Origin of the sequence: Pseudomonas sp. B6001, from assembly GCF_013386015.1 — a bacterium.
Lineage (GTDB): Bacteria > Pseudomonadota > Gammaproteobacteria > Pseudomonadales > Pseudomonadaceae > Aquipseudomonas.
Genome location: NZ_JACAOX010000020.1, coordinates 299,633 through 325,046 on the forward strand (window position 1 = coordinate 299,633; position 25,414 = coordinate 325,046).

Annotated in this window: 18 protein-coding genes; 4 read left to right on the top strand and 14 right to left on the bottom strand. The window is 62.2% G+C overall.

Annotated features, from left to right (window positions below; genetic code table 11):
• The first annotated feature begins 21 nt into the window (after positions 1-21).
• Entirely contained in the window at positions 22-462 is a 441-nt protein-coding gene (locus HX821_RS23290) for a hypothetical protein (protein ID WP_003209360.1), read from the top strand.
• Between the two features lie 161 nt (positions 463-623).
• Here the strand turns inward: HX821_RS23290 and HX821_RS23295 are convergent, their stop codons facing one another.
• Positions 624-1,517, bottom strand: coding sequence for a LysR family transcriptional regulator (locus tag HX821_RS23295; RefSeq protein WP_003209358.1), 894 nt, complete (start codon positions 1,515-1,517; stop codon positions 624-626).
• 181 nt (positions 1,518-1,698) lie between these two features.
• On the opposite strand from HX821_RS23295, the gene HX821_RS23300 reads away from it, so the two are divergent.
• On the top strand, positions 1,699-2,916 hold the full coding sequence (locus tag HX821_RS23300; RefSeq protein ID WP_371316176.1) for an MFS transporter: 1,218 nt from the start codon (positions 1,699-1,701) through the stop codon (positions 2,914-2,916).
• Between the two features lie 53 nt (positions 2,917-2,969).
• Here the strand turns inward: HX821_RS23300 and hemE are convergent, their stop codons facing one another.
• The 10 genes from hemE to pilM form a co-directional block, all read right to left on the bottom strand.
• A complete protein-coding gene (gene hemE / locus HX821_RS23305; protein ID WP_087692524.1) occupies positions 2,970-4,037 on the bottom strand; it encodes a uroporphyrinogen decarboxylase in 1,068 nt (355 codons plus the stop codon).
• A gap of 242 nt (positions 4,038-4,279) precedes the next feature.
• The gene (locus tag HX821_RS23310) at positions 4,280-5,698 is read right to left on the bottom strand and encodes an FAD-dependent oxidoreductase (protein ID WP_003209353.1); all 1,419 of its coding nucleotides are present in this window, start codon (positions 5,696-5,698) and stop codon (positions 4,280-4,282) included.
• Positions 5,699-5,730: 32 nt separating this feature from the next.
• Positions 5,731-10,176: a glutamate synthase large subunit gene (gene gltB, locus HX821_RS23315; protein WP_003209351.1), complete on the bottom strand. Its 4,446-nt coding sequence runs from the start codon at positions 10,174-10,176 to the stop codon at positions 5,731-5,733.
• A gap of 349 nt (positions 10,177-10,525) precedes the next feature.
• Positions 10,526-12,058 carry an SPOR domain-containing protein gene (locus HX821_RS23320; RefSeq protein WP_177036480.1) on the bottom strand — a complete coding sequence of 511 codons (1,533 nt, stop codon included), beginning with the start codon at positions 12,056-12,058 and terminating at the stop codon, positions 10,526-10,528.
• A gap of 10 nt (positions 12,059-12,068) precedes the next feature.
• Complete coding sequence (gene aroB, locus HX821_RS23325) at positions 12,069-13,169, bottom strand: 3-dehydroquinate synthase (protein WP_003209346.1); 1,101 nt, start codon at positions 13,167-13,169, stop codon at positions 12,069-12,071.
• Between the two features lie 147 nt (positions 13,170-13,316).
• Positions 13,317-13,835: a shikimate kinase AroK gene (gene aroK / locus HX821_RS23330; protein WP_003209345.1), complete on the bottom strand. Its 519-nt coding sequence runs from the start codon at positions 13,833-13,835 to the stop codon at positions 13,317-13,319.
• Positions 13,836-13,839: 4 nt separating this feature from the next.
• Positions 13,840-15,177: a type IV pilus secretin PilQ gene (locus tag HX821_RS23335; protein WP_102367943.1), complete on the bottom strand. Its 1,338-nt coding sequence runs from the start codon at positions 15,175-15,177 to the stop codon at positions 13,840-13,842.
• A 69-nt stretch (positions 15,178-15,246) separates the two neighbouring features.
• Entirely contained in the window at positions 15,247-16,272 is a 1,026-nt protein-coding gene (locus HX821_RS23340) for a pilus assembly protein PilP (RefSeq protein WP_177036482.1), read from the bottom strand.
• Positions 16,269-16,820, bottom strand: coding sequence for a PilN domain-containing protein (locus HX821_RS23345; protein WP_087692529.1), 552 nt, complete (start codon positions 16,818-16,820; stop codon positions 16,269-16,271). Before HX821_RS23345 ends, HX821_RS23340 begins: the two co-directional genes overlap by 4 nt.
• Positions 16,820-17,473: a type IV pilus biogenesis protein PilM gene (gene pilM, locus HX821_RS23350; protein WP_087692533.1), complete on the bottom strand. Its 654-nt coding sequence runs from the start codon at positions 17,471-17,473 to the stop codon at positions 16,820-16,822. The genes HX821_RS23345 and pilM overlap by 1 nt, the downstream gene beginning before the upstream one ends.
• A gap of 220 nt (positions 17,474-17,693) precedes the next feature.
• On the opposite strand from pilM, the gene HX821_RS23355 reads away from it, so the two are divergent.
• The gene (locus tag HX821_RS23355; RefSeq protein WP_371316175.1) at positions 17,694-20,150 is read left to right on the top strand and encodes a penicillin-binding protein 1A; all 2,457 of its coding nucleotides are present in this window, start codon (positions 17,694-17,696) and stop codon (positions 20,148-20,150) included.
• Between the two features lie 191 nt (positions 20,151-20,341).
• On the opposite strand, the gene HX821_RS23360 is transcribed toward HX821_RS23355, so the two are convergent.
• The 3 genes from HX821_RS23360 to rpmE form a co-directional block, all read right to left on the bottom strand.
• The gene (locus HX821_RS23360) at positions 20,342-21,610 is read right to left on the bottom strand and encodes a malic enzyme-like NAD(P)-binding protein (protein WP_003209334.1); all 1,269 of its coding nucleotides are present in this window, start codon (positions 21,608-21,610) and stop codon (positions 20,342-20,344) included.
• 181 nt (positions 21,611-21,791) lie between these two features.
• Positions 21,792-22,580 carry a thermonuclease family protein gene (locus tag HX821_RS23365; RefSeq protein WP_177036506.1) on the bottom strand — a complete coding sequence of 263 codons (789 nt, stop codon included), beginning with the start codon at positions 22,578-22,580 and terminating at the stop codon, positions 21,792-21,794.
• Positions 22,581-22,621: 41 nt separating this feature from the next.
• Entirely contained in the window at positions 22,622-22,852 is a 231-nt protein-coding gene (rpmE, locus tag HX821_RS23370) for a 50S ribosomal protein L31 (RefSeq protein ID WP_003209330.1), read from the bottom strand.
• A gap of 297 nt (positions 22,853-23,149) precedes the next feature.
• Here rpmE and HX821_RS23375 point away from each other — a divergent pair, with 297 nt between their 5' ends.
• Positions 23,150-25,369, top strand: a complete 2,220-nt coding sequence (locus tag HX821_RS23375; protein ID WP_177036486.1) for a primosomal protein N' — start codon at positions 23,150-23,152, stop codon at positions 25,367-25,369.
• Positions 25,370-25,414: the final 45 nt, after the last annotated feature.

Consider the following 25,414-nt stretch of genomic DNA (forward strand, 5'->3'; position numbering starts at 1 on the left):
TTTACTGACTGGAGAAATGGAATGTCTTCCCTGCTACGCGCAACACTGGTCGCTTTGGCCCTGCTCACCACCGCTGGCTGCACCAACAAACCGGTGCTCAACACCCAGCACGACTTGCCGGCGAACCCGCAGGTCAACGAAGAAAAAATGAAGCAGACCATTATCGCGGCCTTGAACAAACGCCAATGGGTGGTGCAGCGCCTGAGCCCGCAACTGGTGCAGGCCGAGATCAACGTGCGCAACCAGTTCCACGCTGAAATCGACATTCGCTACACCGCCACCAGCTACGCCATCACCTACCGCGACAGCCGCGACCTGGGCTACAAGGACGGCAAGATTCACCGCAACTACAACCGCTGGGTGAGCATGCTGGACCGTGACATCCTGGCGGCGTTGCGCACCAATGGTGTGAGTGACACGGCGCAGTTGCTCCAGCAGACCGGGACGTCGAAGCAGAACTGAAACACCCGCTTCCCTGTGGCTAGGGAGCTTGCTCCCGTTGGGGCGCGAAGCGCCCCTGAAACCTGCGATTGAAGGTTGCCTGGTAAAACTCAGTCGTCGGGTTTCGGGGCTGCTGCGCAGCCCAGCGGGAGCAAGCTCCCTCGCCACAGGTTATGCGTCGGTCATACCAATGCCTTACGGGTCAGCAACTCGACAAACGCCTTGGCCATCGGCGTCTGCTGACCCTTGCGCTGCACCAGCCACACCGCCGTCACCGCCTCCTGATCCAGTAACGTGCGATACACCACACCATCAATGCGGATCCGCTGATACGACGCCGGCAACACCGAGACACCCAACCCCGCCGCCACCAGGCCAATGATGGTCATTGCCTCCCCGGCCTCCTGGGCGAAATGCGGGCTGAAGCCGGCATCACGCGCCAGGCTCATCAATTGGGCATACAGGCCGCTGCCGTAAGTCCGCGGGAAAAACACAAACGGCTCTTCGGCCAATTGCGCCAGGTGCAAACCACGCTCACTGCCCTCCACCAGCGGATGCCCGGCGTTCAGCACGGCCACCAAGGGCTCGCGCATCAGTTCCACGACGCTCAAGGAATCGGGCAACGGCAACGGTCGCATCAACCCCACCTGAATCGACTCATCCACCAGCGACTCGGCCACTTCCGTGCTGCTCATCTCCTGCAGATTCAAATGCACCGCCGGGAATGCCTGGCGAAACGCGAAGATCGCCTGTGGGATGCTGGAGTTGAACGGCGCAGAAGAGGTGAAGCCAATCTTCAACTCCCCCAGTTCCCCCAGCTGCGCCCGACGTGCCACGTCCGCCGCTTTATCCACCTGCGCCAGCACCAACCGCGCCTCTTGCAGGAACAACCTGCCGGCCTCGCTCAGCTCGACCCGACGATTGGTACGCTCAAACAACCGCGCACCTATCTCCTGCTCCAGCGCCTGGATCTGCTGGCTCAGGGGCGGCTGGGAGATCCCCAGCACCTGCGCGGCGCGGCCAAAATGCAGCTCTTCAGCCACGGCGATGAAGTAACGCAGGTGGCGCAATTCCATGAAAACCTCATTAGGTCGTAAAAGCTCTTAAACAGGTCGAACAATATATTGGAAAGAATCAATAGGGAGCTATATTCTTTTTTGCATTGCCAGCCCTGGCAGCCTTTCCTCCCCGAGGTCCCGCGTGAAATCTGCTGTCGCTCCGCTTGCTCAAGAAGTACCGCCCACCGCCCTCGATGAAGTGGTGGCACAGCTCAACGAGCAGTACATCGAAAAAGGCACCCCGATGTTCATGCGCACGGTGCTGGCGCTGTTCTCCGGCGGTTTCGCCACTTTCGCCCTGCTCTACTGCGTACAGCCGATGATGCCGGCGCTGTCCCACGAATTTTCCATCAATGCCGCGCAAAGCAGCCTGATTCTCTCGGTGGCCACCGGCATGCTCGCCATTGGCCTGCTGATCACCGGGCCGATTTCCGACACCCTGGGGCGCAAGCCGGTGATGGTTGCCGCGCTGTTCTGCGCCGCACTGTGCACCATCGCCAGCGGCTTGATGCCAAGCTGGGAAGGCATCCTGCTGATGCGCGCACTGGTGGGCCTGTCCCTCAGCGGCCTGGCAGCGGTGGCCATGACCTACCTGAGTGAAGAGATCCACCCGCAACACATCGGCCTGGCCATGGGTTTGTACATCGGTGGTAACGCCATTGGCGGCATGAGCGGCCGCTTGATCATCGGTGTGCTGATCGACTTCGTCAGCTGGCACACGGCGATGCTGATCATCGGCGCCCTGGCGCTGATCGCAGCCACGGTGTTCTGGAAGATCCTCCCCGAATCGCGCAACTTCCGCGCCAGCACCCTGCACCCGCGCAGCCTGATGGACGGCTTCACCATGCACTTCAAGGACGCCGGCCTGCCGTGGCTGTTCCTCGAAGCCTTCGTGCTGATGGGCGCCTTTGTGACGATGTTCAACTACATCGGCTACCGCTTGCTGGCGGACCCGTACGATTTGAGCCAGGCCGTGGTAGGCCTGCTGTCGCTGGTCTACCTCTCGGGTATCTACAGCTCGGCGAAAATCGGCTCCCTGGCCGACCGCCTGGGCCGTCGCCGAGTGCTCTGGGGCACCATCGTGCTGATGCTCGGCGGTATCGCCCTGACGCTGTTTACCCCGCTGTGGCTGGTAGTGCCCGGCATGTTGATCTTCACCTTCGGCTTCTTCGGCGCCCACTCGGTGGCCAGCAGCTGGATCGGCCGCCGCGCACTGAAAGCCAAGGGCCAGGCGTCTTCGCTGTACCTGTTCAGTTACTACGTTGGGTCGAGTATTGCGGGGACGGCGGGCGGTTTCTTCTGGCACTACGCCGGGTGGAACGGGATTGGCGGGTTTATCGTCGCGCTGTTGATCGTCGCGTTGCTGGTGGCGTTGAAGCTGGCGAAGTTACCGCCGTTGCAGGAAGCCAAGGCTTAACCAGCGCTTACAAAAAAGCCCGGCATCTGCCGGGCTTTTTCATTGCCGCGCGATCACTCGTGATACTGCGCCGACAACTCGTGCACCGCCCGCAGGAACGCGCCTGCGTGCTCCGGATCAACTTCCGGAGTAATGCCGTGGCCAAGGTTGAACACGTGACCACTGCCTTTGCCGTAGCTGGCGAGGATGCGGCCCACTTCAGTACGGATGGCTTCCGGCTTGGCGTACAGCACGGTCGGGTCCATGTTGCCTTGCAGCGCAACCTTGTTGCCCACGCGGCGACGGGCTTCGCCGAGGTCGCAGGTCCAGTCCAGGCCCAGCGCGTCGGCGCCGGCGTCGGCGATGCTTTCCAGCCACAGGCCGCCGCCCTTGGTGAACATGATCACCGGCACTTTGCGGCCTTCGTGTTCGCGGATCAAGCCGCTGACGATCTTGCGCATGTAGGCCAGGGAGAACTCCTGGTACGCCGCCGCCGACAGGTTGCCACCCCAGGTGTCGAAAATCTGCACCGCCTGAGCGCCGGCCATGATCTGGCCGTTGAGGTAGGAGGTGACCGACTGCGCCAGCTTGTCCAGCAGCAGGTGCATGGCTTGCGGGTTGTCGTACAGCATGGCCTTGGTCTTGCGGAAGTCTTTCGACGAGCCGCCTTCGACCATGTAGGTGGCCAGGGTCCACGGGCTGCCGGAGAAGCCGATCAGCGGCACGCGGCCGTTCAGCTCGCGGCGGATGGTGCTGACCGCGTCCATGACGTAGCCCAGGTCCTTGTGGGGATCGGGGATCGGCAGGGCTTCGATATCGGCCAGGGTGCTGACGACTTTCTTGAAACGCGGGCCTTCGCCGGTTTCGAAGTACAGGCCCTGGCCCATGGCATCAGGGATGGTCAGGATATCGGAGAACAGGATGGCCGCATCCAGCTGTGGATAGCGGTCCAGCGGTTGCATGGTGACTTCGCAGGCGAACTCCGGGTTCATGCACAGGCTCATGAAGTCGCCGGCGTGGGCGCGACTGGCGCGGTATTCCGGCAGGTAGCGACCGGCCTGGCGCATCATCCACACAGGGGTGACGTCCACGGGTTGCTTGAGCAGGGCACGAAGGAAACGGTCGTTCTTGAGGGCAGTCATGTCGGCATCCGCAAAAAAAGTGCGGGCATTTTCTCAGAGCGCGACGCAAAAGGCACGGCAAGAGCCGTGCCTTTTGTCTATCGGGTCAATTTGTCGCGGATATGAAAGCGCCACAAAACAAATGTGGGAGCGGGCTTGCTCGCGAAAGCGGTGGGTCAGCCAACACATCTGGTGACTGATATACCGCATTCGCGAGCAAGCCCGCTCCCACATTTTGATCCCATTTCAATCCGGGATCGGGGTCAGACCTGCAGGTAATCCAGGATCCCTTCGGCGGCGTTGCGGCCTTCGAAGATGGCCGTCACTACCAGGTCAGAACCGCGCACCATGTCGCCACCGGCGAAGATTTTCGGGTTGCTGGTCTGGTGTTTGTACTGGCCTTGTTCCGGGGCTACAACGCGGCCCTGGCTGTCGGTCTGGATTTCGAACTGCTCGAACCACGGCGCCGGGCTTGGGCGGAAACCGAAGGCGATGACCACGGCGTCTGCCGGGATGATCTCTTCGGAACCCGGGATCGGCTCGGGGCTGCGACGGCCACGGGCATCCGGTTCGCCGAGACGGGTCTCGACCACTTTCACGCCTTCGACACGGTCTTCACCGACGATAGCGATCGGCTGGCGGTTGTAGAGGAATTTCACGCCTTCTTCCTTGGCGTTCTTCACCTCTTTGCGCGAACCCGGCATGTTGGCTTCGTCACGACGGTAGGCACAGGTCACCGACTTGGCGCCCTGGCGAATCGAAGTGCGGTTGCAGTCCATCGCGGTATCACCACCGCCCAGCACCACGACCTTCTTGCCTTTCATGTCGACGAAATCTTCCGGCGACTTTTCAAAGCCCAGGTTGCGGTTGACGTTGGCGATCAGGAAGTCCAGAGCGTCGTACACGCCCGGCAGGTCTTCACCGGCGAAGCCACCCTTCATGTAGGTGTAGGTGCCCATGCCCATGAACACGGCATCGTATTCTTCGAGCAGTTGCTCCATGGTCACGTCCTTGCCGATTTCGGTATTGAGGCGGAACTCGATACCCATGCCGGTGAAGACTTCGCGACGATGGCTCAGTACGGTTTTTTCCAGCTTGAACTCGGGGATGCCGAAGGTCAGCAGGCCACCGATTTCCGGGTTCTTGTCGAACACCACCGGGGTCACGCCGCCACGTACCAGCACGTCGGCACAGCCCAGGCCCGCCGGGCCCGCGCCGATGATCGCGACGCGCTTGCCGGTCGGCTTGACCTTGGACATGTCCGGGCGCCAGCCCATGGCGAACGCGGTGTCGGTGATGTACTTCTCCACCGAACCGATGGTCACCGCGCCGAAGCCGTCGTTGAGGGTGCACGCACCCTCGCACAGACGGTCCTGCGGGCACACCCGGCCGCACACTTCCGGCAGGGTGTTGGTCTGGTGAGACAGCTCGGCGGCGGCGAGGATGTTGCCCTCGGCCACCAGCTTCAGCCAGTTCGGAATGAAGTTGTGCACCGGGCACTTCCATTCGCAATACGGGTTACCGCAACCCAGGCAGCGGTGGGCCTGGTCGGCCGAGTGCTGGGGTTTGAAGGGCTCGTAGATTTCCACGAACTCTTTCTTGCGTTGACGCAACAGTTTCTTCTTCGGATCTTTGCGCCCGACATCGATGAACTGGAAGTCGTTATTCAGACGTTCAGCCATGTTAAAACCTCATCAAACTCTTCAGGCGCATATCACTGCGGGTTGGCACGGATGCTGGAAAGCAACGATTTCAGGTTGGCAGCCTTGGGCTTGACCAGCCAGAAACGACGCAGGTAGTCATCGAGGTTTTCAGCGAGGTTGCGACCCCATTCGCTGTTGGTTTCCTCGACATATTCGTCCAGCACATGCTGCAAGTGGTTGCGATAGGATTCCATCGCTTCGCCGCTGATCCGCTGGATCTCCACCAACTCGTGGTTCACCTTGTCGACGAAGGTGTTGTCCTGGTCGAGCACGTAGGCGAAACCGCCGGTCATGCCCGAACCGAAGTTGTAGCCGGTCTTGCCCAGCACCGCGACAAAACCACCGGTCATGTACTCGCAGCAGTGATCGCCCGTGCCTTCAACCACGGTGTGGGCACCGGAGTTACGCACTGCGAAACGCTCACCGGCCGTGCCCGCGGCAAACAGCTTGCCGCCGGTTGCGCCGTACAGGCAGGTGTTGCCGATGATGGCACTGTCTTGAGTCTTGTAGACGCTGCCCACTGGCGGGACGATCACCAGCTTGCCGCCGGTCATGCCCTTGCCCACGTAGTCGTTGGCGTCGCCTTCGAGGTACATGTTCAGGCCACCGGCGTTCCATACGCCGAAGCTCTGGCCAGCGGTGCCCTTGAAGCGGAAGGTGATCGGCGCCTTGGCCATGCCCTGGTTGCCGTGCTTGCGCGCGATTTCGCCGGAAATGCGTGCGCCGATGGAACGGTCGCAGTTGCAGATATCCAGGGCGAATTCGCCGCCGCTCGCGTCGTTGATCGACGAAGTGGCCATCTCGACCATCTTCTCGGCCAGCAGGCCCTTGTCGAACGGCGGGTTGCGGTCAACCTGGCAGAACTGTGGCTTGTCGGCCGGGATGTGATCGCTGCCCAACAACGGCGTCAGGTCCAGGTGCTGTTGCTTGGCGGTCTGGCCTTCGAGGATGTCCAGCAGGTCGGTACGGCCGATCAGCTCTTCCAGGGAACGCACGCCCAGCTTGGCCAGCCACTCACGGGTTTCCTCGGCGACGTAGGTGAAGAAATTCACCACCATGTCGACGGTACCGATGTAGTGGTCCTTGCGCAGCTTCTCGTTCTGAGTGGCCACGCCGGTGGCGCAGTTGTTCAGGTGGCAGATGCGCAGGTATTTGCAGCCCAGGGCGATCATTGGCGCGGTGCCGAAGCCGAAGCTTTCGGCGCCGAGGATTGCAGCCTTGATCACGTCGAGGCCGGTTTTCAGGCCACCGTCGGTCTGCACCCGGACTTTGCCGCGCAGGTCGTTGCCGCGCAGGGTCTGGTGAGTCTCGGCCAGGCCCAGTTCCCACGGTGCGCCGGCGTACTTGATGGAGGTCAGCGGCGAAGCGCCGGTGCCGCCGTCGTAGCCGGAGATGGTGATCAGGTCGGCATAGGCCTTGGCCACACCGGCGGCGATGGTGCCCACGCCGGCTTCCGCGACCAGTTTCACCGAGACCAGGGCCTGCGGGTTGACTTGTTTGAGGTCGAAAATCAGCTGCGACAAATCCTCGATCGAGTAGATGTCGTGGTGCGGCGGCGGCGAAATCAATGTCACGCCCGGCACTGCATAACGCAGCTTGGCGATCAGGCCATTGACCTTGCCGCCTGGAAGTTGCCCGCCTTCGCCCGGCTTGGCGCCCTGGGCAACCTTGATCTGCAGCACTTCGGCGTTGACGAGGTATTCCGGGGTCACACCAAAGCGGCCAGTGGCGACCTGCTTGATTTTCGAGCTCTTGATGGTGCCGTAGCGCGCCGGGTCTTCACCGCCTTCGCCGGAGTTGGAACGCGCACCCAGGCGGTTCATGGCTTCGGCCAGGGCTTCGTGAGCCTCAGGCGACAAGGCGCCCAGGGAAATACCGGCGGAGTCGAAACGCTTGAGGATCGATTCCAGTGGCTCGATCTCGCTGATGGCCAGCGGCGTGTCCAGGGTTTTCACCTTGAACAGGTCGCGGATCATCGACACCGGGCGGTTATCCACCAGCGCGGTGTATTCCTTGAACTTGGCGTAGTCGCCTTGCTGCACGGCGGCTTGCAGGGTGTTGACCACGTCCGGGTTGTAGGCGTGGTATTCGCCACCGTGCACGAACTTCAGCAGGCCGCCTTGCTGGATCGGCTTGCGCGCGCTCCAGGCTTCGGCGGCCAGGGCTTTCTGCTCGGCTTCGATGTCGACGAAACGCGCACCCTTGATGCGGCTCGGCACGCCACGGAAGCTCATCTCGCAAACTTCTTCCGACAGGCCGATGGCTTCGAACAATTGCGCGCCGCGGTAGGACGTGACGGTGGAGATGCCCATCTTCGACAGGATCTTCAGCAGGCCCTTGGTGATGCCCTTACGGTAGTTCTTGAACACCTCGTAGAGGTCGCCCAGGACTTCGCCGGTACGGATCAGGTCGCCGAGTACTTCGTAAGCCAGGAACGGATACACCGCCGAGGCGCCGAAGCCGATCAACACCGCAAAGTGATGCGGGTCGCGGGCGGTGGCGGTTTCAACCAGGATGTTGGAATCGCAACGCAGGCCCTTTTCGGTCAGGCGGTGGTGTACCGCGCCGGTGGCCAGGGAAGCGTGGATCGGCAGCTTGCCCGGGGCGATATGGCGGTCGGTCAGCACGATTTGGGTACGGCCGGCGCGCACGGCTTCTTCCGCCTGATCGGCGACGTTGCGCACAGCGGCTTCCAGGCCGAGGCTCTCGTCGTAGTTCAGGTCGATGATCTGCCGGTCGAAGCCCGGGCGGTCCAGGGTCATCAACGAGCGCCACTTGGCCGGGGAAATGACCGGCGAGCTGAGGATCACGCGGGAAGCGTGCTCAGGCGATTCCTGGAAGATGTTGCGCTCGGCACCGAGGCACACTTCCAGGGACATCACGATGGCTTCGCGCAGCGGGTCGATCGGCGGGTTGGTCACCTGGGCGAACTGCTGGCGGAAATAGTCGTACGGCGTGCGCACGCGCTGGGACAGCACGGCCATTGGCGTGTCATCGCCCATGGAGCCAACGGCCTCATAGCCCTGCTCGCCCAGTGGGCGCAGCACCTGGTCACGTTCTTCGAAGGTGACCTGGTACATCTTCATGTACTGCTTGAGCTGGTCGACGTCGTAGAAGGCAGAACCGTGGTCGTTGTCTTCCATGGTTGCCTGGATGCGCAGGGCATTCTTGCGCAGCCATTGCTTGTACGGATGACGGGACTTCAAGCGGTTGTCGATGGCATCGGTGTCGAGGATCTGACCGGTCTCGGTGTCCACGGCGAGGATCTGGCCCGGGCCAACGCGGCCCTTGGCGATCACGTCTTCCGGCTTGTAGTTCCACACGCCGATTTCCGACGCCAGGGTGATAAAGCCGTTGGTGGTGGTCACCCAGCGCGCCGGGCGCAGGCCGTTACGGTCGAGCAGGCACACGGCGTAGCGACCGTCGGTCATTACCACGCCGGCCGGGCCGTCCCACGGTTCCATGTGCATCGAGTTGTACTCATAGAACGCCCGCAGGTCGGGGTCCATGGTCTCGACGTTCTGCCACGCTGGCGGAATGATCATGCGCACGCCACGGAACAGGTCGATGCCGCCAGTGACCATCAGTTCGAGCATGTTGTCCATGCTGGAGGAGTCGGAACCCACGCGGTTGACCAGCGGGCCGAGCTCTTCCAGGTCCATCAGGTCGTTGGCGAACTTGGTGCGACGGGCCACGGCCCAGTTGCGGTTGCCGGTGATGGTGTTGATCTCGCCGTTGTGGGCGAGGAAGCGGAATGGCTGGGCCAGCGGCCATTTCGGCAGGGTGTTGGTGGAGAAGCGCTGGTGGAACACGCAGATTGCGGTTTGCAGGCGCTCATCGCTCAGGTCTGGATAGAAGGCGGTCAAGTCCGCCGGCATCATCAGGCCTTTATAAATGATGGTCTTGTGGGAAAAGCTGCAGATGTAGTGGTCGGTGTCGGCGGCATTGGCCACGGACGAGCGACGACGAGAGGTGAACAGCTTGATCGCCATGTCCTGGTCGCTCAGGCCGTCGCCTGCGATGAACACTTGTTCGATCTGCGGCAGGCGCTCCAGCGCCAGGCGGCCGAGTACGCTGGTGTCGATCGGCACTTTGCGCCAGCCGACGAGCTGCAGGCCAGCGGCCAGGATCTCGCGGTTCATGTTCTCGCGAGCAGCTTCGGCTTTTACCGGGTCCTGGTTGAAGAACACCATGCCCACAGCGTACTGCTTGGGCAAATCGGCGCCGAAATGTTCCTTGGCGACTGCGCGCAGGAACTGGTCGGGCTTTTGAATCAGCAAGCCGCAACCGTCACCGGTCTTGCCGTCGGCGTTGATCCCACCGCGGTGGGTCATGCAGGTCAGGGCCTCGATGGCCGTTTGCAAAAGGGTATGACTGGGCTCGCCCTGCATGTGGGCTATTAGGCCGAAACCGCAGTTATCCTTGAATTCATCGGGTTGGTACAGACCTGCTTTCATAGACACTTTCTCACCAGGCTGCCTCTTATTCCGAGGCAAATTTCTTTTCAATTCAACCGGTTACCTTCCACGCCGAACGTACGCCGGCTTAGCGGGGGCAAAAGGGAGGTCATTGTACACACCGACACAGACGCTCACAAATTTAGCGACGAAATGTCGCAAATCTATGTCGCATTTATGAAAGGTTTAAAGCGATATGCTGTGCTAGTCAAAACTTTTTTAATTTTGACCGCTACGACTCAAAAGCCACTGTGACGCAGACACCACAAAGCGCGCGGCCTTCAGGGCTGCACGCTGTGTTGTTTTTTTGAGGTGCCGAGAGGGCGGCCTGGGTAAGGCCGCCGGATCTTCAGCGAGTTGTTGCCAGTTCTTGTTGAACGCTGGCGACAGTGCGAGGCCAAGGTTTACCAGCCTGAACCTTCGCTGGCAAGGCCTTGATAGCGGATTCCGCTGCTGCACGGCTGGAGAAGTTGCCGTACGTGATTACATAGAGAGGCTTGCCGTTGAGCACTTTCTTGAAATAACGGTACTCGCCGCCCTGCTCTTTCACGAACGCCTGGGCGTTGGCTTCGGAGCTGGTGCCGAGGATCTGCACCACGAAGTTACCGGTAGGCTGGCTGGCATACCAGCTGCTGCCGGCAGCGCCAGTCGCGGCCTTGGCCACGACGGCCGGTTTTTCGGCAGGCTTGGCGGCTGGAGCCGGCTTGGCCGCAGGCGCAGGCTTGGCGGTGGCGACCTGGGCTGGCGCTGGCGTCGGCTTGGCCGCTGGCTGACCGGCTGGCACGCCCGCAGGTGGCGCGGTGGTGGTCACGGTCGGCGGCGTGGCGCTGGAGCCTTCCACGGGCACCCCATCGTCGCCTTCGGAGATGCCGCCAGCTTCTTCGGCGAGCGGGCCGCGCATCACCGGTTGGCCGACCATTGGCAGGTTGGTGGGTTGGCCGGAGTTGGCAAACTCAACGTTCGGCGTTGGCTTGCCCAGTGGCAACTGCGCCTGTTCGGTTGGCGCGCCAGCGGTGGTCGGTGCCTTGTTGCGACCTGGAATCAACCAGGCGGCGGCGACGGCAACCACGACAACGGCAGAAATTGCCAATACGTGCTTCTTCGGCATAGTAAACCCCATCTTTGGACGCTTTACCGCTGAGCGGCTGGCAATCATGGCTTCGATCATGGCATCCCGGGCAACCTGGTTGATGGTGCCAGGCCAGCCGTCGGAGCTTTCGTGAATATCAGAGATCTGCGAAGCGGAGAAAAGTTCGATGCCCTGCCCCGCGCCTTCCAGCCGCTGGGCCAGGTATTCGCGGGTTTCTTCTTCTTCGTAAGGCTGCAGTTCGATGACGTGGAACAGCTCCTGCTCACCGCTGATCTGTTCAAGTTCGGCGATCAGCGAAGACTCGCCAAACAGGAACACATGCGGGCGCCCTTCAGGCGTACCGGCCGCCAGGGCCAGCAACGCTTCCAGGGCAGATTCGTCGAGCTGCTCGGCGTCATCCACCAGCAGGTAGACTTCCTGGCCGGTCAGGCCCAGTTGCACCACTTGCTTGAGGATCGCATTCGGCTCGGCAGTGGACACGTCGAGGGCCTGGGCCACTTGACGCAACACGCCTGCCGCATCACCGGCACCACGGGCGGAAACCACCACGCTCTGTACCGATTGCTTGTTGGTGCTGGCCACCAGTGCCTGGCGCAGCAAGGTCTTGCCGCTGCCCAATGGGCCGGTGACCACCAGCAGCAACTGGCTGTAGCGCGCCAGGTGGTGCAGTTGTCCCAGCACCGGCTTGCGTTGCGCAGGGAAAAACTTGAAACCAGGCACCCGAGGAGCAAAAGGGTCGTGGCTTAACTGGTAATGGCCGAGGAACGCCTCGTCGGCATGCAAACTAGTCATCGGGATCTTATTAACCTTTAAGCTGGGCCAGGGCGCGGTAATCCGCTCCCAGCGTGGCCTGTAAAATCTCTTTCGGATAATCGTCGGTCACTACCGCTTCGCCCATTCGGCGCAACAGCACCAGTCGCAGTCGACCGTCGATCACTTTCTTGTCTATTGCCATATGTTCGAGAAAATCTGCCTCGGTCATCTCCTCGGGAGGAATGACCGGCAACCCGGCGCGCTGGAACAGGCGGATCCCGCGATCACGCTCCTGGGCGCTGATCCAGCCCAGGCGTTGCGACATCTCCAATGCCATCACTGTGCCAGCCGCTACGGCCTCCCCATGCAACCACACACCATAGCCCATGTGGGTCTCGATCGCATGGCCGAAGGTGTGGCCGAGGTTCAAGGTGGCGCGCACGCCGGACTCACGTTCGTCGGCATTCACCACCAGCGCCTTGGCGGCGCAGGAGCGGGAAATCGCTTCGGTGAGTGCCACCTGGTCGAGGGCGCGCAGGGCGTCGACGTGTTCTTCCAGCCAGGTCAGGAACGGCTCGTCGCAGATCAGCCCGTACTTGATGACTTCCGCCAGGCCCGCCGACAGCTCGCGGGGTGGCAGGGTATTGAGGGTGGCAGTGTCGATCAGCACCACATTCGGCTGATAGAACGCGCCAACCATGTTCTTGCCCAGCGGGTGGTTGATGCCCGTCTTGCCGCCCACCGACGAATCGACCTGGGACAGCAAGGTGGTCGGTACCTGGATAAAGTCCACGCCGCGCTGATAGCAGGCTGCTGCAAAGCCGGCCATGTCGCCGATCACACCGCCACCCAGGGCCACCACCGTGGTGCGCCGGTCATGACGGGCCGTCAGCAGGCCATCAAAGATCAGTTGCAGGGTTTCCCAGGTCTTGAAGGCCTCGCCGTCCGGCAGCACCACCGAGATCACCGAGTACGCCGCCAGGCTGCGACTCAGACGCTCAAGATACAGCGGCGCGACCGTTTCATTGGAGATGATCGCCACTTGCCGCCCGGCAATATGCGGTGCGAGCAACTCGGGCTGGTCCAACAAACCTTCGCCAATATGGATCGGGTAGCTGCGCTCGCCAAGATCGACCTTAAGTGTCTGCATGTGTCCCCGCGTTGAAGATGAAAGCAGGCGTCCTGCCCTACATTAACGTTGTCGGCAACGTCGGGATCTGACGCTGCCTGATGGCTCTACGCCACAACTCGGACGGTCATGACGCGCCGCCGAGGATAGCGCATTTCGGCCCTGGCTTTAACGGGGTGGCAACTGTGCCAGGCGCTCGAGAATGTCGAGAACCACCATTCGTGGCGGCCGCTCATCGGTTTCCACCACCAGATCGGCGATTTCCCGATAAAGCGGGTCGCGCAGCGTCAGCAGGTCCCGCAGGGTTTTTGCCGGGTCGGCGGTGCGCAGCAATGGGCGATTGCGGTCGCGAGCGGTGCGGCCCACCTGCTGCTCGACAGACGCGTGCAGATAAACCACGCGACCGCCGGCGTGCAACGCCCGGCGATTCTCGTCGCGCATCACTGCGCCACCGCCGGTGGCCAATACCACGCCATCGCAGCCGCACAGCTCGGCAATCATCGCCTGCTCGCGGTCGCGAAAGCCCAGTTCGCCTTCCTTATCGAATATCCACGGGATATTGGCGCCCGTGCGCAATTCAATTTCCTTATCGGAGTCTTTGAATGGCAGGCGCAGCTCTTTGGCCAGCAAACGGCCGATGGTGCTTTTTCCAGCCCCCATCGGTCCTACAAGAATCAAATTTCGCACAGAATCAACGACTCACAGCAATCGCCTGGTTATTCATAATACGCGGAGTCAGGAATACCAGCAGCTCGGATTTTTTCTCCGAAACCACATCCCGCCGGAAAAGGCGGCCAAGATACGGCACATCGCCCAAAAATGGCACTTTATCTACCACTTTGCTTTGAGTATTGGAGAAAACCCCACCGATCACGATGGTCTCCCCGTCCTTGACCAGCACCTTGGCATTGACCTCGTTTTTCTTGATCGGCGGCACATCGTTGAGCCTGTTCAGGTAGTCGGGCTCATCCTTGGTGACCTTGACCTCCATGATCACCCAGCCGTCCGGGGTGATTTGCGGGGTCACTTCCAATGACAAGGAGGCCTCCTTGAACGACACCGAGGTCGCGCCGGTGGAGCTGGACTCCTGATAGGGAATCTCGGTGCCCTTGAGGATTCGCGCGGTTTCCTTGTCGGAGGTGACGACCTTGGGCTGCGAAACGATTTCACCATTGCCGGTTTTTTCCATGGCGGTCAGTTCCAGGTCCAGCAGCAGGTTGTCGGTGATAAACGCGACACCCAGGCCGGCGCTGCCGTTGACCGCCCCCAGGTCCACAAACGGCGAGCTGGGCGGGGTTTCAGGCGGCTCGGCGCCTTCGGCCAGCGGTTTCCTGATCCCGCCAGCGCTCCAGTTACCCCGATTCAGTTGCCCGCCCCAGCGCACGCCAAGGCTTTTGTCGTAATCCACATTGGCCTCGACGATCCGCGCCTCGATCATCACCTGCCTTACCGGAATATCCAGTTGCGCCACAATCGTGCGCAGCTCCTCCAGCCGCTCCCGGGTCTGGTAGGCGATGATGTTGTTGGTGCGGTCATCCACCGCCACCGAGCCGCGCTCATCGGTTGCACCTTCCAGGCCCACGGCCGACTGGAAGAGCTTGGCCAGGTCCGACGCCTTGGCGTAATTGACTTGCAGCAACTCGCGGCGCAGCGGTGCCAACTCAGTCATTTGCTTGCGCGACTCCATCGCCAGCAACTCGCGGGCGGCCAACTCCTCGGCCGGCGCGACCAGCAGCACATTGGCCGTCACACGCTTGTCCAGCCCCTTGGTTTGCAGCACCAGGTCCAGGGCCTGGTCCCAGGGCACGTCCTTGAGGCGCAGGGTGATCGAACCCTGCACGTCGTCGCTGGTCACCAGATTGAGGCCGGCAACGTCAGCAATCTGCTGCAGCACCGCGCGCAACTCGATGTTCTGGAAGTTGAGGGACAGCTTGTCCCCGGTGAATGCCACGCGTCCGGTACTCAGGGGCGCATTGCCAGGTGGCGGCAGGTGAATCAAGTCGATTCGATTGGGCACAGCCATGACCATCGGTGCCGTGAACGCTATCCATAGCGCCACACCGAAGGACGAAAAAGTCCTTTTCATTGTTTGTTTCCGTTATGAGTTAGCGTTCAGTGCAAGGGTTTGCGAGCGTTCCAGCCACGCGCCCTGACCATCCGGGAAAAGCTCGGCCAGTTCGACATGGGAGTCGTGGATTGCCGTGATGCGCCCGTGGTCCGGGCCGAGGTAATCGCCGATTGCCAGCCGATGGACAGACGACGCTCCGCGCAGCAGGGCGAAGGTTTGGGCCCCCAGGGACAGGGTCCCGACCATTTCGAACTGCTCCACGGCGAAGCCTTCGAGGATTCCGCGAGGCCTGGCGAGATCAGGTCCGGCAGCCGGTCGCCCGGCGGGTCGAACCAGTTGGCGAGAGGGCGGCTGGAAAGGGTCGCGCAAGGCTGCAAAATCGTACGCCACTTGCTGCGGCCCGGGCTCGGCGACAGCCTGTGCCGGCGGGTGCAAATCAACCTCCAGGTCATCGCCCGCCTGGCGGTTGTGACGATAGGTCCTGGCTACCAGACTGAGATGCAACACCGAGGGATCGACAGGACTGAATGCCAAGTCATGCACCGTGACAATTCCCGGCAAGCTGGCCATGCCGTTGATGAACGCCGCCAGGTCGTGAAAAGTCCCGGTGACGCCAATCTGCATGGGCGATTCGATGTACAGGGCGCGAGGCTGGTCATCCCGAAGTTCGATGGCCTCCAGCACCAAGCCATTGGCGGCACTCAGGCGGCCAATATCTTCAAGCAGGCCGGGTACCTGGGTGTCGGCAGGCAGCCACCGTAACAGGTTGGCGAAATGGCCTCGCATTGTTTCGAGTTCGCGGACCAGGGACTCCAGGCCGGCAGCCTGGCTGGTTTTCAGCGCGACCTGCTGTTCAAGCGCCACTTCCTGCGACTCAAGCTGGCGCAGTTGCTCCCGCGCCCCACTCAAGTAGAAGGTATTGCCCACCGCCCACAGCAGGCAAACCACCGCGCCAGCCAGCAACGCCTTGCCCGGCAAGGGCCAGTTGGCGGCGTTCTGGCAGAGCTGGGTTATATCGGATTCTGTCAGCCCTGGCAGGCCTGACGCCCCTCTCATTGGCGCACCTCATCCGAGTGACCATGGCGAACCGTCAACTGGAAGCCATTGTCGTCGCCCTCCTGCGCGCCGCGAACCCGTTGAAGCCGGGGCGCTTCCAAGTCTTCGGCAGCTTCAAGGCCACGCATGAACTGAGCAATGTCCCGGTTCGATCCGGCCGTGCCGCTGATGGAAACAGAACCGCCGTCGACGCTCACTTCGCGCAACTGCACCCCGTCCGGCACGGCACGGGCCAACTGGTCCAGCAACTGAGCACCCGCCGCACGATCGTCCTGCAAACCCTGCACAACTTTCATCCGTTCCATCAACTGCTGGCGCTGCTCATGCAGTTCGTCGATGGCCTTGATGCGCGAGTCGAGCCCGGTGACACCCTGGCTCAACTGGTTATTGCGGGCCAACTGCCGATCGATTGCACGGTCGATCACCTGGTCTGCCAGCCAAACCGCAGCCAGCGCCACCGCTGCAGCCCCCGCCAAAAACACCAGAAAATATTTGCGCCGCCGCTCATTCCGTTCTGCGCGCCACGGCAACAGGTTGATTCGTGTCATCAGTCGAAACTCCTCAGGGCCAGCCCGCAGGCCACTCCCATTCCCTGGGCATCCACGGCCCATTGCGCGCCATCGACACGACGGCCCGGCGTGATGCTGTCCGAAGCCTGCCTGCCCGCGCGAGCCAATGCAAATGCTTCGACATCCACTATCCGCGTCGCCAGCCCCGCAAGGGCCAAAACCGCCTCACGGGCCTCTACCTGTTCCTTGAGGCAGGCAACCAGCAGCACATCGACGCTTTGCGGGTCATGGGCCGACGGGCCCTGCACCTGGAAGTCGATAGCCACATCCTCCAGCGGATAAGGAATGTACTGGTCTGCTTCCCCATGGATTCGACGCACCATTTCAGCATCCGTCAGCCCCGCGTCCATCTCCAGCACGCGGGTAATCACCGAGGGCCCTGCCACGGCCACGGCGGCATGCCTGAGTGATGTATGCGCCTGTACCAGCGCCCGGGAAAGTGCCTGCGCGACGGCATCGAAATCAACCACGCTGCTGTCGACCACCGCATGGGCCGGCAACTGCTGCATGGCGTAGCCCCGCACGCTGTAGCCAGTGCCTGAAGCCTCCAGCTCCACCAGCCTGACGCCGGTGTCATTGATGTCGATACCCAGGACGGCATCGGCTTTTCGCCTGAAAAATCCCTTTCTCATAAAACTCCCCAAAACTTTCCCTGTCTTACGGACTGATTGCTGCCAGGCTTCCTGCATTCGGTCGGCTTGTATGAGCGGCGCGAATGACGCCCGAAGCCGAAAAATGCTTTAATGCCCAGCGTTTTTTCCCGCGTTTATCTGCTGGCCGGGTCGATCCACCACTTGCCGTGCATGCCCCGACGCCTAACCCATTCTTTTCCTTGGAAATCCAAAAGCCTTGATTCGTCTGCTGAAGTTTTTCGGGTACTCCATTGTCGCGATCGTCTGCGGGCTGATGCTCGTGCTCAGCGGGGCCTATCTCTACCTTAGTCCGGGTTTGCCCTCCGTAGAGGCCCTGAGAAGTATCCAGTTGCAGATTCCTTTGCGGGTCTACAGCAGCGATGAAAAACTGATCGCGGAGTTCGGCGAAATGCGCCGCACACCGATCCGTTTCGCCGACATTCCACCCAATTTCATCAACGCCCTGCTGTCGGCTGAAGACGATAACTTCGCCAATCACTATGGCGTCGACCCAAGCAGCCTGGTGCGGGCGGCCACGCAGTTGGTAAAAAGCGGACACATTCAATCCGGTGGCAGCACCATCACCATGCAGGTGGCGAAGAACTTCTTCCTCACCAGCGAACGCAGCTTTTCCCGCAAAGCCACGGAAATCCTCCTGGCGTTGCAGATCGAACGTCAGCTGACCAAGGATGAGATCCTTGAGCTGTACGTCAACAAGATCTATCTGGGCAACCGCGCCTACGGCATCGAGGCGGCTTCGCAGGTTTACTACGGCAAGTCGATTCGTGACGCCAGCCTGGCGCAGATGGCGATGATTGCCGGCCTGCCCAAGGCGCCTTCACGCTTTAACCCGCTGGCCAACCCGGCGCGCAGCAAAGAGCGCCGCGACTGGATCCTGGGCCGCATGTACAAGCTGGGCAAGATCGACCAGGCCGCGTACGAAAGTGCGGTGGCCGAGCCGCTGAACGCCAGCTATCACGTGCCGACCCCGGAAGTGAATGCCCCGTATATCGCCGAAATGGCCCGTGCCGAGATGGTCGGCCGCTATGGCAGCGAGGCGTACACCGAAGGTTTCCGCGTGACCACGACGATTCCGAGCAACCTGCAGGAAATCGCCAACAAGTCGGTACACGACGGCCTGGTCGCCTATGACCAGCGCCATGGCTACCGCGGCCCTGAATCGCGCCTGCCGGGCAAGACCCTGAGCGCCTGGACCGTCGAGCTGGGCAAACAGCGCCCGATCAGCGGCCTTGAACCCGCCATCGTCACCCAGGTGAAGAAAGATGGCGTGCAGGTACTGACGCGCACCGGCGAAGAGCATGTGTCGTGGGACAGCATGAAATGGGCCCGCCCTTTCCTGAACACCAACAGCATGGGCCCGATGCCCAAGCAGCCGTCGGACGTGGCCCAGGTCGGTGACCTGGTTCGCGTGCAGCGCCAGAAGGACGACAGCCTGAAATTCAGCCAGGTGCCCGTGGCACAGGGCGCGCTGGTGTCGCTTGACCCGCAGAACGGTGCAATCCGTGCCCTGGTCGGCGGCTTTGCCTTCGAGCAGAGCAACTACAACCGCGCCACCCAGGCCAAGCGCCAGCCGGGTTCCAGCTTCAAGCCGTTCATCTACAGCGCCGCCCTGGATAACGGCTACACCGCCGCCAGCCTGGTCAACGATGCACCGATCGTGTTCGTCGACGAGTACCTGGACAAGGTCTGGCGCCCGAAGAACGACACCAACACCTTCCTCGGCCCGATCCGCGTCCGCGAGGCGCTGTACAAGTCGCGTAACCTGGTGTCGATCCGCCTGCTGCAGGCGATGGGCGTAGGCAAGACCATCGACTACATCACCCGCTTCGGCTTCAACAAGTCGGACCTGCCGCCCAACCTGTCCCTGGCACTGGGTACCGCCACGCTGACACCGATGGAAATCGCCACCGGCTGGAGCACCTTTGCCAACGGCGGCTACAAGATCACCCCGTACCTGATCGACAAGATAGAAAGCCGTAGCGGCGAAACCCTGTTCACCGCCAACCCGCCACGGGTACCGGGCGACGTGGTCAATGGCGTCGCGGCCACTGATGGTCAGGCAGCACCGACCAACGGCGGCATCACCATCGAGCCGACGCCAGGCGAAGCCCCGGCAGCCGGCGCTCCCGCCGCACCACAAGCGCCGGCGGTAGCCGAACGCGTTGTGGATGGCCGTACCACCTACATCCTCAACAGCATCCTGGAAGACGTGATCAAGAAAGGTACGGGGCGTCGCGCCCTGGCCCTGGGCCGTGCCGATATCGCCGGCAAGACCGGTACCACCAACGACTCCAAGGATGCCTGGTTCTCCGGCTACAACGCCGACTACGTGACCACCGTATGGACTGGTTACGACCAGCCGGAAAGCCTCGGTCGCCGGGAGTTCGGCGGCACCGTCGCGCTGCCGATCTGGATGAGCTACATGGGCGCCGCGCTGAAGGATATGCCGCTGCATACCCAGCCGGAACCGGAAGGCATCCTGAGCCTGCGGATCGACCCGGTCAGCGGCCGTGCAGCAGCGCCGAGCACGCCGAATGCGTACTTCGAGCTGTTCAAGAGCGAGGACACGCCGCCGTCGGTCAACGAGCTGGGCAATGGTGTTGCACCGGGCAGCCCGCTGCCGGCGGACGAGGCGGCGCCGATCGACTTGTTCTAACACGCAGTTCCAATGTGGGAGCGGGCTTGCGAAAGCGGAGTATCAGGCTCAGATGGGCCGACTGACACACCGTCTTCGCGAGCAAGCCCGCTCCCACAGTTGGATCACCGCCAGGCTCGAGCCAATTGCCAGCCACAAAAAAAGCCCCGACTCGCAAGAGCCGGGGCTTTTTGGTGGTGCGCTACAACGGCTTAGCCGTTGAACACATCATCCACGCTTTGCAGCGGGTAGTTCTTCGGATACGGCAGGGTGGCCACACCCGTCTCGATTGCGGCTTTGGCCACGGCATCGGAGATCAGGGTGATCAGGCGCTTGTCCATTGGTTTCGGGATGATGTACTCACGACCGAATTCCAGCTTGATGCCGCCGTAGGCGTCGCACACTTCCTGAGGAACCGGCAGTTTGGCCAGTTCGCGCAGGGCGTTGGCGGCCGCGACTTTCATCTCTTCGTTGATGCGCTTGGCGCGAACGTCCAGGGCACCACGGAAGATGAACGGGAAGCCCAGTACGTTGTTGACCTGGTTCGGGTAGTCCGAACGGCCGGTAGCCATGATCACGTCGCTACGGGTGGCGTGGGCCAGCTCCGGAGAGATTTCCGGATCCGGGTTGGAGCACGCGAACACGATCGGGTTGGCGGCCATGGACTTGAGGCCTTCGGCGCTCAGCAGGTTCGGGCCGGACAGGCCAACGAACACGTCTGCACCGTCCAGGGCGTCAGCCAGGGTACGCTTGGAGGACGGATGCGCGAACATCGCCTTGTACTGGTTCAGGTCGGTACGCTCGGACTGCACAACGCCCTTGCTGTCGACCATGTAGATGTTTTCCAGCTTGGCGCCCATGCTCACCAGCAACTTCATGCAGGAGATGGCCGCGGCGCCGGCGCCCAGGCAAACGATCTTGGCTTCGCCAAGGGTTTTGCCGGCGATTTCCAGGGCGTTGATCATGCCGGCCGCGGTAACGATCGCGGTGCCGTGCTGGTCATCGTGGAATACCGGGATGTCGCACTGTTCGATCAGGGCCTTTTCGATCTCGAAGCACTCAGGTGCCTTGATGTCTTCCAGGTTGATGCCACCGAAGGTGATGGAGATGCGCTTTACGGTGTCGATGAAAGCCTGCGGGCTTTCGGAATCGACTTCGATATCGAATACGTCAATGCCGGCGAAGCGCTTGAACAGCACGCCCTTACCTTCCATGACTGGCTTGGAAGCCAATGGGCCGAGGTTACCCAGGCCGAGGATCGCGGTGCCATCAGAGATCACTGCAACCAGGTTGCCTTTGCCGGTGTACTTGTAGGCCAGTTCAGGATCGCGGGCGATTTCACGTACGGGCTCGGCAACGCCAGGGCTGTAGGCCAGCGACAGGTCGCGGGCGGTGGCAGTGGCTTTGGTGAGCTCTACACTCAGCTTTCCTGGACGAGGATGGGCATGATATTCGAGAGCGGCAGTTTTCAAATCAGACATATCGGCATTCCGCTTTTACTGTTGGTCGACGGACCGCCGAGGATACGCGTGTCGCAAAGTCCCCACAAGACTGGGCAGTCACAGGTGTCAAGGGCCCTGCCCTACGACTTTTGGCCAAGAGCCACGGGATACAAGGGCTCAACTGTTCACAATCGACCTGAAAAATGTCTACAATTTTTTCTTACGGCGCCTGCTCGAGCATGCCGGGATCGGTCAGTGGCAACAGCCAGCGTGCCTGGCCCTTTTCCAGGCCGCCGCGTCGGGAGCGGTCCAGCACCCAGCCGCGGGCTTCGATGGACTGGCCCTGCAAACCCTTCAACAGTGCACTGTCGAATCGGCCCACCAGATTGGGTGCAATGCGCAGTACCAGTGAGCCCTGCAACTCAATCCAGACTCCGCCGCGATTGCGTTCGATTTTGCTCACTCGGCCGTTGACCACGGCAAAGCCCGAGCGCCGGATCTTCGCCGCATCGACCACCGGTGACCGGCGCCACACCCCCAGCCGGGCCTGCCGGGCGCTGCGTTCGGCGGCTTGCTGGCAGGCCACCAGTTCCACATTCGGCGCGACCGCCACCTGGAAGCCAAGGCCTTCGGCGAGCAACTGCGCTTCCAGATTTGCTCCATTGGCACCGTAGAGATGGGCCAGGGTGCGGCCGTAACGGTCCTTGCTCTCCCGTCCGGGCACCACGCCAACGCGCCCACCGCTCGCGTCCACCAGATTTTGCAGGCGCTCGCGAGCGGCCACGGCGAAGGGCTCGTCAGTGCGCCCCTGCTTGCCGGTTTCCGGGGCATTGACGCCGATCATGCGTATGCTGCGGCCGTCCTTGAGGCGCACGGTGTCGCCATCCACTACCCGCTGCACGTCGAAGGTCGCGACATCGCCGGGCGCCGGGCAGAACACCTCGGCCTGGGCGGGCGCCAGCCAAATCGCAGACACAAAAAAGGCGCCCACAAGGGACGCCTTTTTCATCAGCGAGGACAAGCCATACAGGCCATCCAAGCGGACCAGCCTTACTCGGCTTTAGGAGCAGCTTTAGCGCCGAAAGCACCGAAGCGGGTCTTGAAGCGGTCAACACGGCCGCCAACATCCAGAGTCTTCTGCTTACCGGTGTAGAACGGGTGGCACTCGTTGCACACGTCGATTGGCAGAGCTTTGCCGAAAGTCGAACGGGTTTCGAACTTGTTACCGCAGCTGCAGGTAACGTCGATGGCAACATAGTTTGGATGGATATCGGCTTTCATGGTGTATTCCTCAGGCTAGCGTGCCGCCAATCAACACTATTGTTGAATACCGCACGTAATTAGGCCGCGGATTCTACCAGACCTTTTTAAACGCGCAAGAAGCACAACGGCCCCTTTCATCAGAAAAGCGCGGCATACACAAGGTCCTGTGGGAGCCGGGCTTGCCCGCGATGCAGGCGCCGCGGTGCCTCAGGTGCACCGTGTCGGTACTATCGCGGGCAAGCCCGGCTCCCACATCCACCGCTGGTCTGCTAGGCTCCCGCCCTTCTTCGCCGCCCGTCATATGAGAACCCCCGCGTGCCCGACGCCATTTTGCGCCTCGCCCTGCCCTCGCCCCTGCGCCGCCTGTTCGATTATCGGGCCCCTGCCGGCGTATTGCGGTCGCAGTTGCAGCCCGGCATGCGCGTACGGGTACCGTTTGGCCGGCGGGAGATGATCGGCATCCTGGTGGAGGTCGCCGATCACAGCGAAGTGCCCGCCGAGAAGCTCAAGCCCGCCGTGGCCATCCTCGACAGCACGCCGCCGCTGCCGCCTGCGCTGTTCAAGCTGTGCCTGTGGACCTCGCAGTATTACCAGCACAGCCTCGGCGACACCTTGAGCTGGGCGCTGCCGGTGCTGTTGCGCCAGGGCGAACTGGCCGAGGCGCGCCAGGAGCGTTTCTGGTCGATGGTCCCGGGGGCGCGCATGGACGACCCGCGCATCGCCCGCGCCCCGCGCCAGCGTGAAGCCCTGGCAACCCTGGCCCAGCATCCCCACGGCGTCGCCCATCAGCTGTTAAGCAAGCTGATGCTGAGCAAGGACAGCCTGGACTTGCTGCTGGCCAAGGGCCTGGTGCAGGTGGAAATCCGCAAGCACGCCCCCGGCGAGCGCCACGAACACTGGCTGGCTCAGCCGGAATTGCCGCTCAACCCCGAACAACGCGCCGCCTACGAGGCAATTCGCGCCGGCTTCGACAGCTTCCACGCGTTCCTGCTGGCCGGCGTCACGGGCAGCGGCAAGACCGAAGTCTATTTGCAACTGATCCGCGAAACCCTCGAAGCCGGCAAACAGGCACTGGTGCTGATCCCCGAGATCAACCTCGGCCCGCAAACCCTGGCGCGTTTCGAGCAGCGTTTCAACGCGCGCATCGCCCTGGTGCACTCGGCGGTCAACGACCGCGAGCGCCTGGAATCCTGGCTCGCCGCCCGGGACGGCGAGGCCGACATTATTATCGGCACCCGTTCGGCGCTGTTCACCCCGATGAAAAATCCCGGGCTGATCATCATCGACGAAGAACATGACGGCTCCTATAAACAGCAGGAAGGCCTGCGCTACCACGCCCGCGACCTGGCGCTGGTGCGCGCCCGCCAGGAAAACATCCCGATTGTGCTGGGCTCGGCCACGCCTTCCCTGGAAAGCCTGCACAACGCCTACACCGGGCGCTACGGCCTGCTGCGTCTCAATGAACGGGCCGGCGGCGCCAAGCAGCCACGCTTCCTGCGCCTGGACGTGAAAAGTCGCCCGCTGGACAGCGGCATTTCCGGGCCGATGCAGCAAGCCATCGGGCAAACCCTCGCGGCGGGCCAGCAAGTGCTGGTGTTCCTCAACCGCCGGGGTTTTGCGCCGACGCTGCTGTGCCACGACTGCGGCTGGATGTCCGAGTGCAATCGCTGCGACGCGCGAATGACCGTGCACCAGCGCTCCGGCGAGTTGCGCTGCCATCACTGCGGCCATGTGGAGCGGGTGCCGCGGCACTGCCCGCAGTGCGGCAAAGTCGACTTGCGACCGGTGGGCGCGGGCACCGAGCGCGCCGAAGAACGACTGGGCATCCTGTTCCCGGATTACCCGGTGCTGCGGGTCGACCGCGACAGCACCTCGCGCAAGGACGCGATGAATCAGTTGTTCACCACGATCCAGAAGGGCCAGCCGTGCATTCTGGTGGGCACGCAGATGCTTGCCAAAGGGCATCACTTCCCACGGGTGACCCTGGTGTCGATCCTGGATGCCGACGGCGGGCTGTTCTCCGGGGATTTTCGCGCCAGCGAGCGCATGGCGCAGTTGACCGTGCAGGTCGCAGGCCGGGCCGGGCGGGCCGAAGAGCCGGGCAAGGTGATCATCCAGACGCACCTGGCCGACCACCCGCTGCTGATTCAACTGACAGAACAAGGCTACTTTGCCTTCGCCGAACAGGCCTTGAGCGAGCGACGCTCGGCAGGTTTGCCACCGTTTGCGCATCTGGCGCTGCTGCGGGCCGAAGCGCACAAGCCGGGGCAGGCCGAAGGTTTCCTGGATGAAGCGTGCAGCGAGGCTGAACGTTTGCTGGGGGAACTGGGTCTGACCGGCATCGAGCTATTGGGCCCGGTGCCAGCACCGATGGAACGCCGCGCCGGGCGTTACCGCGCCCAGCTACTCTTGCAAGCCAGTGCCCGCGCGCCGCTGCATCGTTTATTAAGCAGCTGGTTACTTGCGCTGGAGCAAATGCCCAGCGGGCGACAAGTGAGATGGTCGCTGGACGTAGACCCGGTAGATTTGTACTAACCCCCTGTGGCGAGGGAGCTTGCTCCCGCTGGGCTGCGTAGCAGC